The sequence below is a fragment of the Mesorhizobium sp. M7A.F.Ca.US.007.01.2.1 genome (assembly GCF_003998165.1).
Lineage (GTDB): Bacteria > Pseudomonadota > Alphaproteobacteria > Rhizobiales > Rhizobiaceae > Mesorhizobium > Mesorhizobium ciceri.
Genome location: NZ_RZQP01000230.1, coordinates 1 through 9513, shown reverse-complemented (window position 1 = coordinate 9513; position 9513 = coordinate 1). Strand labels below are relative to the sequence as shown.

General features: G+C 60.8%; 7 protein-coding genes and 1 pseudogene. 2 read left to right on the top strand and 6 right to left on the bottom strand.

The window, feature by feature from the left end; all coding sequences use genetic code 11:
- A partial coding sequence (locus tag EN949_RS28660) for a serine hydrolase domain-containing protein (RefSeq protein WP_164782566.1) occupies positions 1 to 1745 on the top strand: 1745 nt, incomplete at its 5' end.
- A 109-nt stretch (positions 1746 to 1854) separates the two neighbouring features.
- On the top strand, positions 1855 to 3570 hold the full coding sequence (locus tag EN949_RS28655; protein WP_127367440.1) for a ShlB/FhaC/HecB family hemolysin secretion/activation protein: 1716 nt from the start codon (positions 1855 to 1857) through the stop codon (positions 3568 to 3570).
- A gap of 27 nt (positions 3571 to 3597) precedes the next feature.
- Here the strand turns inward: EN949_RS28655 and ampH (EN949_RS28650) are convergent, their stop codons facing one another.
- The 6 genes and pseudogenes from ampH (EN949_RS28650) to EN949_RS36765 form a co-directional block, all read right to left on the bottom strand.
- The gene (gene ampH / locus EN949_RS28650; protein WP_127371199.1) at positions 3598 to 4755 is read right to left on the bottom strand and encodes a D-alanyl-D-alanine-carboxypeptidase/endopeptidase AmpH; all 1158 of its coding nucleotides are present in this window, start codon (positions 4753 to 4755) and stop codon (positions 3598 to 3600) included.
- A 45-nt stretch (positions 4756 to 4800) separates the two neighbouring features.
- Positions 4801 to 5949, bottom strand: a complete 1149-nt coding sequence (gene ampH / locus EN949_RS28645) for a D-alanyl-D-alanine-carboxypeptidase/endopeptidase AmpH (RefSeq protein WP_127371200.1) — start codon at positions 5947 to 5949, stop codon at positions 4801 to 4803.
- Between the two features lie 61 nt (positions 5950 to 6010).
- On the bottom strand, positions 6011 to 7183 hold the full coding sequence (locus EN949_RS28640) for a M23 family metallopeptidase (RefSeq protein ID WP_127371856.1): 1173 nt from the start codon (positions 7181 to 7183) through the stop codon (positions 6011 to 6013).
- 619 nt (positions 7184 to 7802) lie between these two features.
- Entirely contained in the window at positions 7803 to 8033 is a 231-nt protein-coding gene (locus EN949_RS28635) for a hypothetical protein (protein ID WP_164766225.1), read from the bottom strand.
- A 241-nt stretch (positions 8034 to 8274) separates the two neighbouring features.
- On the bottom strand, positions 8275 to 9351 hold the full coding sequence (locus EN949_RS28630; protein WP_127371855.1) for an ABC transporter ATP-binding protein: 1077 nt from the start codon (positions 9349 to 9351) through the stop codon (positions 8275 to 8277).
- A pseudogene (locus tag EN949_RS36765) lies at positions 9348 to 9513 on the bottom strand (ABC transporter permease); the annotation flags it as partial. The gene EN949_RS28630 and the pseudogene EN949_RS36765, both read right to left, overlap by 4 nt.

Sequence of the window (9513 nt, the reverse complement as noted above, 5' to 3'; positions counted from 1 at the left end):
GTCTAGCCCCGCCATTTCGCGACGATGCGAAATATCCTGAAGCTACTGAATTCAACTTCAGAAGTCTGGTCGGGATCGGCAATTTCTTTAGCAGCCTGCCGGACGCTGACTATAGTTCCTCAAATGCGCTTACTCGGAGGGCCCTTCGAACAAACAATCCCGGCGCCATAAACATCTCGAAATGGCAGCGAGACAGCATGAGAGGATATGTGGGTTGCACTCTGCCAGACCGGTACGGCAACCAAACTGCCATTTATGAAACCCCAGAGTATGGGGTAGCTGCTTGGGGTTTTCTCCTCCGCAAGATCTATTTCCACGGAAACAAGTCTAAGGTCACCGTCGGCGACATTGTGGATAAGTATAGAGGCGACAATTCCCGCGATCCTTACATTGATGGATATAAGAAATATTCGGATGGCAAATTGGTCGAAGATTATGAAGTCGACCTGTATAGCAATCGTGAACTCGCGATGCTGGCCATTGCCGCCTACTCGCACGAACTCGGCTCCTGGTATCCTCTCACGGACAAACAGCTTCTGGCAGGCTTTTCAATTACCGATGATTATATTGACTCGGGCGTCAATGACGAAGTCATCGTGTCTTCTGAAGAGATGAATCCGGATCTCTATGTAAAACATCCTGATAGCGAAGGCCCGGCACGCTCGACCGGCTTAACCGCGGCTCAGTTGAGAACAGCCGATGCAAAGGTCCAGGCCGGCCTACAGGAGCTCCTCGATGCAGAGGATGGACCTCCCGGGGCGATCGCCACGCTCTACCGCGACGGTCGCATGACCGTACTCACAGCGGGGCGCGCCGATGTCATATCGGGTGAGGCGCTGGGGGTCGACCAATACATGCGCATCGCCAGCATCTCAAAAGCATTCAACGGCGCCATTGCCCTGCACCTCGTCCAGAAGGGCCGGCTCGGCCTCGACGACACCATCGGCCAGCACCTGCCTGATCTGCCGGCGGCATGGTCGGCCGTCACGGTCCGCCAGATGCTGAACCACACCAGCGGCCTGCCCGACTACTTGCAGTCCAAGGGCTTGGCCGAGCAGGTCGCGACAAATCCTCAAGGTTACGTGCAGCCCATTGAGATCATCGGCTGGGTCCGCAACGACCCGCTCGAGTTTACGCCCGGCACCCAGTATACCTACTCCAACACGGACAACGTCGTCGTCGGGCTGATCGCCGAGGCGGTCACAGGAATGCCCTACGGGACGCTGCTGAAGAACATCGCGTTTGGTCCTGCCGCCCTCGCCCAGACGAGTTTCCCCACGCGCGACATCGCGCTGCCTGGGCCCGCCATCCACGGCTATGTCGTCGCGCCCGGATCCGAGCCGAAAGATGTCACGACCTTCGTCAGCCCGAGCGGTGCGTGGGCGTCGGGCGCGATCGTGTCGACGCCTGATGATTTGTCGATGTTCATACGGGCAGATCTCGGACTGAAGTTCTTCGGCGCTGCCGAGCAGATTGAACAGATGAAGTTCGTGGCCGGCAATTCCAGTCCGCCCGGACCCGGGACGAACGAGGCCGGTCTCGGACTGTTCCGCTACACCACGCCGTGCGGTGTCGTTTATGGCCACACCGGCAGTTTCCCGGGCTACACGCAGTGGGCGGCATCAACCGCCGACGGGACGCGCTCGGTCACCACCACGCTGAACATCGCTGAGCCGGCTGGCGCGTTGCTCGACCGCTTGCGGGAGGTTCAGGCTCAGGCGGTCTGCGCTTTGTTGGGGCACTGACGGGTGTGCATCGCGGGATGACGGACCCCGACATATTTGCTAATTTGCTAAACCAAGTTTCGAATAACCGTTGATTTTCCCTGCCACGACATGTCAGCGAGTTTGATTGATGCCTCTTCGCAAGGCGCTGTCCCACTGGTTCGACGCAGTACGTCGCGTGTCCATCAGTCTTGCAACCAGTGCCTTCATGGTCGGACCGAGCCTTAGCCAGACGATCCCCGAGCGGATCGATTCGGTGGTTTCGGATCAGAACGAGATCATCCGACGCTATTCCGCTCCGAGGAAGCCCGGCACGATTGACCTGTCAGTTCCGGATGCACGCAAGGCAACGAGCTCGGAACAAGCCGAAAAAACAATGTTTACCTTGAGGTCGATAACCGTTCGAGGCGCGGTGACGGTGCCCAGCGCTACGCTGGAGCAAGCGTGGGCCGCGCAGCGGAACAAAAAGATAAGCGCCGCCGACCTTTACGCCATCGCCGAGCGGATCGACGAGATCTACCAGAAGGCCGGATATTTCTCGTGGGCCGTCGTTCCCGAGCAGGACTTTTCATCCGGCAACGTCGTCATCGTTCTCTACGAATCCTACGTGCGCCGGGTCACCATCAACAGCGCCATCCCTGATATTGAGCGGCGTTTGAAACCTTACATCGATCGCATCGTCGCCATGCGGCCAATCCGGATCAAGGAGGCCGAGCGCGTGCTGTTGCTGATGAGCGATCTTGGCGGCCTGACCATCGAAGGCACTTTCATTCGGCCCGAAACGCCCTCCGCCGGCGGTGATCTGAAACTCGACATTGGCTTCAAGCGGGCCGGCGCAAACGCAATAGTCGACAATCTCGGCAGCAATGCCGTCGGCCCATTTCAGCTGACCGGCACCGGCACCTTCAACGATGCGCTTAGGCTGTTCGATGTGGCGAACATCACCCTGGTGACCATTCCGGACAGTCCCGAGGAGTTGAAGTTCGTGCTGGCTTCGCACGATGTCCCGATCGGGTATGACGGACTGCATGTAGGCTATAGCATCGGTTATGTCTCTTCCCAGCCGGGCGCCGACCTCAAGCCTCTCGATGTCGACATAGCCTCTAGGTTCGGCAGCGCGTATGCCAACTACCCACTGCTGCGGACAATTGACCACAGCCTGTTTAGCCGCCTTGAATTGAACTTCAAGGACAACTCGCTGGCGTTGGGCGGCGAAACGCAGACGGATGAGGACCTCCGATGGCTGGCGGCCTCCCTTAAGTATACCGGTGAGTTGGAAAACGGCGCCATCACGCTGACAGGTACTTTCGGCCAAGGCCTCGACGGCTTTGGCGCGAGCAGCAGCACCGATCCGCTTGCACCGCGTCCAGGCGTTCCTGATGACTACAGGTATTTTCGGGGCGACCTCGACCTTACCAAGGAGATCGCTTCGCTGGCCGTCGCCCACCTCAGAGTGGCTGCTCAATATGCGCCGACGGCGGTGCCATCGTCGGTCCAGTTGGTGCTCGGCGGCGATCCCTATGGCCTGGCTTTCGATGGCTCGGCCGCTTCAGGCGATAGCGGGATAGCGGCCTCGCTGGAATTGGGACGCAACATCGAACTCCCGGAGGCTTTGCCGACCCCAAATCTGAACGTGTTTGCTTATGTCGATTACGGTGCGGTCTGGAACCACGATACGGGCGTGGATTACATTGAGGCGGAACTCGGCTCGGCCGGAATAGGTGCAAAGGCTGCATTTGGGCAACACCTCAATGCAAGGGCGCTTGTTGCGGTACCGTTCAGAGATAACCGAGGTCTGACTGATACCGGCACGCGTTTTTTGTTCCAGCTAATCAGCTCGTATTAGGTGGCGTAGCTCCCGCCTGAACTGCCCTTATCTTGGCGCAAGTTGCGCGACGAGATCATTCGTTGCTGCGACCATCGCCTTGAACCCACCGACACTGAACTGATTGATCGAGGCGAAGACACCGACACCGCGCGTTGGCGCCAACACCACATAACTGAACTGCCCCTGCAATCCGCCGGTCTTGTTGAGCATCATGGGCTTGTCCTTGTCGGCCAGAACTCCGACCCAGCCAAGCGTCATCATTCCCATCGGCCCCGCATCGTCGATGCCGATTACCGGCGAGAGACCGTCGCGCCAGAGCCAGCCCGCATGGTCGACGGTACGCTCCGCATCGCCGGCCGCATCCTTGCGAAGGTGCCAGGCCATGAACTTCATCATGTCGGCGGCGGAGGTGTAGAGCCCGCCCGCGCATCCGATCGTTTCCGGCGAAGGAACGAGGGGCAACGGTGTGCCGTCGAAGAAATGGCCCTGCATGGTCCGCGCCGCATCGCCTTCCGCCAGGTTGAGCTTGGTGTCGGTCAGTTGGCGGGGCGTGAGCACCCGCTCGGCCAGCAGATCGCCATAGGACTTGCCACCGGCATTGGCCAGCGCGAGGCCGAGCAGATCGTAACCCCAGTTCGAGTAAAAGGCACCCGTGCCGGGAGGGAAAAGATAGGGTTCTGGCTTCGCAAGCTCAGCGCGGCTGAGGTCGAAGGTATTGCCGGCGAACGGGTCGTCCGGCGTGCCGCCTGTCTGGTTCGGTACCTCGCGCGGCAGGCCGGATGCCTGCGTCACCAGATCGATGAGCCTCGGCGTTCGTCCTTCGCGCCCAGGCACGGTCCAGTCCTTCCCGAGGTGTTTGGCAAGGGGATCGGTCGCGCCGATGACGCCATCCACAATCATCGAGCCCATCAGATCGCCGCAGAAGGTCTTGGAGATCGAGGCTATCCGCATCAGCGTATGTTCGTCGGGCACCTGCCCCGAGCCCTTGCGGATTTCGCCGAAGCCAGCGAAGGCCGTCTCGCCGTTGCGAACCGCGGCGATCACGAGGCCAGGAGCGCCCGAGCCCAGGAAGGCGATGCCGCCGGCAAATCCCACGGCTTCCTCAAGCAGACGATCTTTGGCGGCGGCGACGTGAGGAGCCGCAAGGACGCAGGCTGCCGTGAAGCAGAGGATGAGCAAGCGCCTGTGGCCTGAACCGGTCATTGGAATGTCCTCGACGAGAAATCTGATTGTGAGACGAGAGCGCAGTCAGCGGGGCGCGAGCTGATAGATCAGTTCGTTTACTGCGTGCACCATTGCTTCAAAGCCCCCGGCGTTGAACTGGTTGATCGCCGCGAAGACGCCGACGCCGCGCGTCGGCGCGATGGCAACATATGTAAACATGCCTTGTCGCCCTCCGGATTTGTGAAGCACCAGCGGACGGTTGCCGTCGGCCTCTACCACAACCCAACCGAGTGCCATCGCATCCATCGGCGCGCCACCGTCGTCGAGGCCCAGCGCCGGAGAGAGCCCATCCCTCCTGACTAGGCTGGCGTGGTCGATAATGCGGCGTGCATCGTCCTCTGAGCCGCCTTGAGCCAAGTGCCAGGCGATCCACTTCAGCATATCGTTGGGCGTCGTATAAAGCCCCGAGGCGCATTCCATCGTCATCGGTGTCGGCACGAAGGGAAGCGGCGTGCCGTCGAAATTGTGGCCCTGCATCAGCCGGCCCTCGTCACTAGGTCGCGGATTGAAGACCGTGTCCACCATGCCGCGTGGCCGCAACACGCGCTCCTCCAAGACGGTAGCGTACGGCTTGCCAGCCGCTCCGCTGATCGCCAGTCCCAGGAGGTCGAAGCCCAGGTTCGAATAGAGCGCGCCAGTTCCGGGAGGAAACAGAAACGGCTCCCCGTGCATGGCTGCGATCATCGCTTCCTTTGTGTGGCCGGCGTAGGGATCGTTGGGTGTTCCACCTGCCTGGGCCATCTCGCGCGGCAGGCCGGATGTCTGTGTCGCGAGGTCGATGATCCTTAGGGTCCGCCCATCCTTCTCCGGCACCACGAAACCGTCAGGCAGGTGCGTCTGAACAGGGTCCGTCAGGCCGATCTCTCCTTTTACCAACAAACTGGCGAGAGCGTCTCCGCAAAATGCCTTCGAAATGGATGCCACTCGCATCATTGTGTCGGCATTCGGCTCTATGCCGGATCCGCGGACCGTTTCGCCGAAACCGGCAAACGCCGTCTCGCCGTTGCGAACGCCGGCGATCACCAGGCCCGGCGCGCCTGAACTCACAAAAGCGAATGTACCGGTGAATTCGACCGATTCGTCCAGCAGCCGATCGGCGTTTGCAGGACTTGCGCAGGTAAGGACGGCAGCGGCAAGGAAAAGACGTAAGGGTATTGTGCGGGTGGCGGTCATCGGCTTCGAGCTCACCATTTCGGAAATCAGGGCGGACTGTCCACTGCCTTTTACAAGGCGATCACTGTGGCCAGTCAACAACAGACAGGTCAAGCGGCAGCACGTCTTCCAGTTTCTGGGGCGGGACGCGCGGCGTAAGCGTCATCGGCGATCCGGTCGCTTCCGCCATGTCAAAATCCTCGGTGGCCTCGCCGACGGCGGTGATGGTAAAGCTGTCGAACACGTAGGGGAGGCCGTCCGAGGCCAACGGAGAAGCGCTGTCCATGACATGCAGGTGCAAATGCGGCGCTTGACTGTTCCCGGTATTGCCGACTTCGCCAATCTGATCGCCGCGCTGCACCTTGTCTCCGAGCTTCACCTTAATGCTCCCCGGCCGCATGTGGGCGTAGTTGACGAACAAGCCCGAGCCGATGTCGAGCACGACGAAGTTTCCGTCGGCCTCGTCAATCGGCAAGTTGGCGGGCAGCGCACCGGGCACTTGGTCCTGCAAGTCGTCGCGCGTCCCGACCACGGTGCCGTCGGCAACGGCAAGGATAGGCTTGCCATAGATGTGGTAGTTCGCAGGAACCTTAAGGTCGCCCACGACCAGCGTGTTGTTGTCGTCGATTTGCTCCCAGTCGATAGCGAAACGTTGGGCAAGGTAGAACTTGCCGTCGAGCGACAGCAGGGCGCGGACATGGCGGATGGAATCGCAGCAGCCGTCAGCCGCGACATAACCCTTGCCGCGCAAAGGCGGCCCAAGAGCCACCGGTGCCTTCGCAACGACGGCACCCTCGCCAATCGTCACCGTCATGTCGGCGCCGATGACCGCGAAAAACGCCGTGATCTCGTGGGTAATGCGAGCCGGAACCGCCGCGCCGTCCGCAAGCACGACATGCAGAAAGAGGACGGCGAACTGATAGGCGGCCAACTCGCGGTTTTCGTTGCCGCGGCTTGCGCCCGGCGTGACGCGCGTGCGCAATTCATCCGGGCCGAGTTCTGCAAGCGGTGCTCCGCTGTCGGCATCGACGACCTTGAGCTTCTCGAAACGGACATCGCCGCCAGTGATATTCGTCACTGCCAGTTCGTAGACGATGTGACGCCTGCCGTCCGAGCCTGGAATCACATGCGGGGGAGCGATGATCTCCGCAACGAGTGGCGTGAGCTTCGGATTGTCGCCGGCAGCGTGCACCCCGGATGGAAATGTTGCCAACAACAGCACAAAGGTCGAAAGGAGCCAAATTGGAACCCGCATTCGAACGCGCCTCCTCTGCACACGCTGACTTTGCGACGCGAGGGTACGACAATGAAGGCCGGGAGCCAAGGTGGCGTGCGGCACATGGAAGATTCGCCGAACCTGGCGCAACCGCGGCCTCAAGTGTTATCGTTTGCATGTCTGGTTTACGGGAACTTTGCGGGCCTCTGATGACAGTTCAAATCAGCCGGCCGCCACAGCCAGGGGACAGGATGTGATTCTGTCGTCCCTGCTTGCGAGTACATTCAACAGACGAACTCGGTAGCAGCGGTGAATTGGCGGTAGCCCTCTACCGACTCGAACCCCCATAAATGCTTGGATCAAGGTTGCACCACAGCGGATCCAAAACACCCCGACCTCCTCCAGAGGGCCCGCATCTCGACGGGAGCCGCAAGACAGAAAATTCGAAAAGCTTCTAGGAAACCCACAGACTGAACGGCGCTGCGGACAATGAGGTTTACGAATACACCGGCGAACATTCGCATTGGGGCGGTCAATATCGTCGGCAGAAGAGCGTCCGAAAGGGCTACCGGCGGCTCCCTCGTAGGAACGAAAAAAGAAGAGAAGCAGAACTTTCTTGTGCGTTTTTTGCACACAATGTTCCGTAACCTGATTATATTCAGGTATGCAAGACGCCAATGTCATCCTCGACCAGATGTAGGTTGACGCTGCTCAGCTCCGAGGTCGCGCGTGCGCCCTGGTCCTTGAGCAAATGCGCGAGGTGAGCGACGATGCAGTCGCGGCGTCTCACGACGTCCAGCTGTTCGCGTCGATCCTCCACCTGCATAAACGCCTCGGCCGATCGCAGCAAGAGCGGCCACCGCACGCGCTCGGGGTAGAGGTGCCGCATGCATAACGCGCAGGCCAGGGACACTGGTCGGCGGGGTGGTTAACGGACTGCAGACCAGCAGGCGTGCGATGGCAACCGAACAGCTTTCCAGCCAGAGGCGTCTGACCCTCTCGCTAAGCCGTAAGCAACTTTGTTTGGCAGATAAGGGGCCTGAAGCGGACTGACAGCTTCTAAGCACGCATTTTCACAAGCGGACTTTCTTTCCGCAACGGAATCGCTTTGACATGCGCAATCCCGGCCATCAGGCCGGGAACAGGAACGCCGAAGCGGGATCGAAAAAGATGCGCTGACCTGATGTGGCGGTGCCATCGCCCACCTCTGCGTCAGAGGTTGGCCTGACGTCGATCTCATCTCCGCCGGCCGTGCGTGCCACTACTCGCCGTCGGTCGCCGAAGAAGGCGGTATCGACGATCTCGACGGCGAGTGCCACGCTTGTCGGCGTAGGCGTCAAGCGGAAGGCTTCCGGGCGCACCATCAGCCGGACGTTCTGGCCTTGGCCGAACGACGTTGTCGCCTTGACGCCGGTCACGATCGAGCCGCCGGCCAGGCGGATCGTCGATGCGCCATCTGCGGTTTGCAAATGCTCAGCCGGCAGGAAATTCGAGTTGCCGATGAAGCCGGCGACGAACTCGCTCGCCGGCCGGAGGTAAAGATCCTCGCCAGTACCGATCTGTTCGATGCGGCCTTCCCTGAACAGAGCGATGCGATCCGAAAGATGCAGCGCCTCCTCCTGGTCGTGCGTGACATAGAGGATGGTGACGCCGGTCTCGCGGTGGATGCGGCGGATCTCGGCCTGGATTTCCTGGCGCAGCTTCTTGTCGAGCGCCGACAGCGGCTCGTCCATCAGCAGGATCGGCGGGTCGTAGGCGAGCGCGCGGGCAAGCGCCACGCGCTGCTGCTGGCCGCCCGACAGCGCGCTCGGATGGCGGTCGGCGAAGTTTTCGAGGCGCACCAGCGCCAGCATGTCGGCGACCTTGCGCTTGATCTCGCCATCCGGTCGGCGGCGCACGCGCAGCGGAAAGGCGACATTCTCGGCGACACTCAGATGCGGAAATAGCGTGTAGCGCTGGAAGACCATGCCGATGTTGCGCTTGTGCGACGGCACCGAAAGCAGCGACCTGTCCTCCAGGAGCACATCGCCCGAGCTCGGATCCTGGAAACCGGCGATGGCGTAGAGTGTCGTCGACTTACCGGAACCCGACGGGCCAAGGAACGTCAGGAACTCCCCCTTGGGCACATCGATGGTGACGTCATGGACGGCGACGAAGGCGCCGAACGTCTTTCTCACCGCGCGTATGGACAGGAATGGCCGGGTCATCTTGACATTTTCCTGCGAAGGAGTGCGGTCACGATCATCAGGCACAAGGTCAGGCCGACAAGCAGGCTGGAGGCGGCGGCGACGACCGGGCTGAGGTCGGCGCGCAGGCTGCCCCAGATCTTGACCGGCAAGGTCTGCAAGGCCGGGCTTGCCATGAAGATC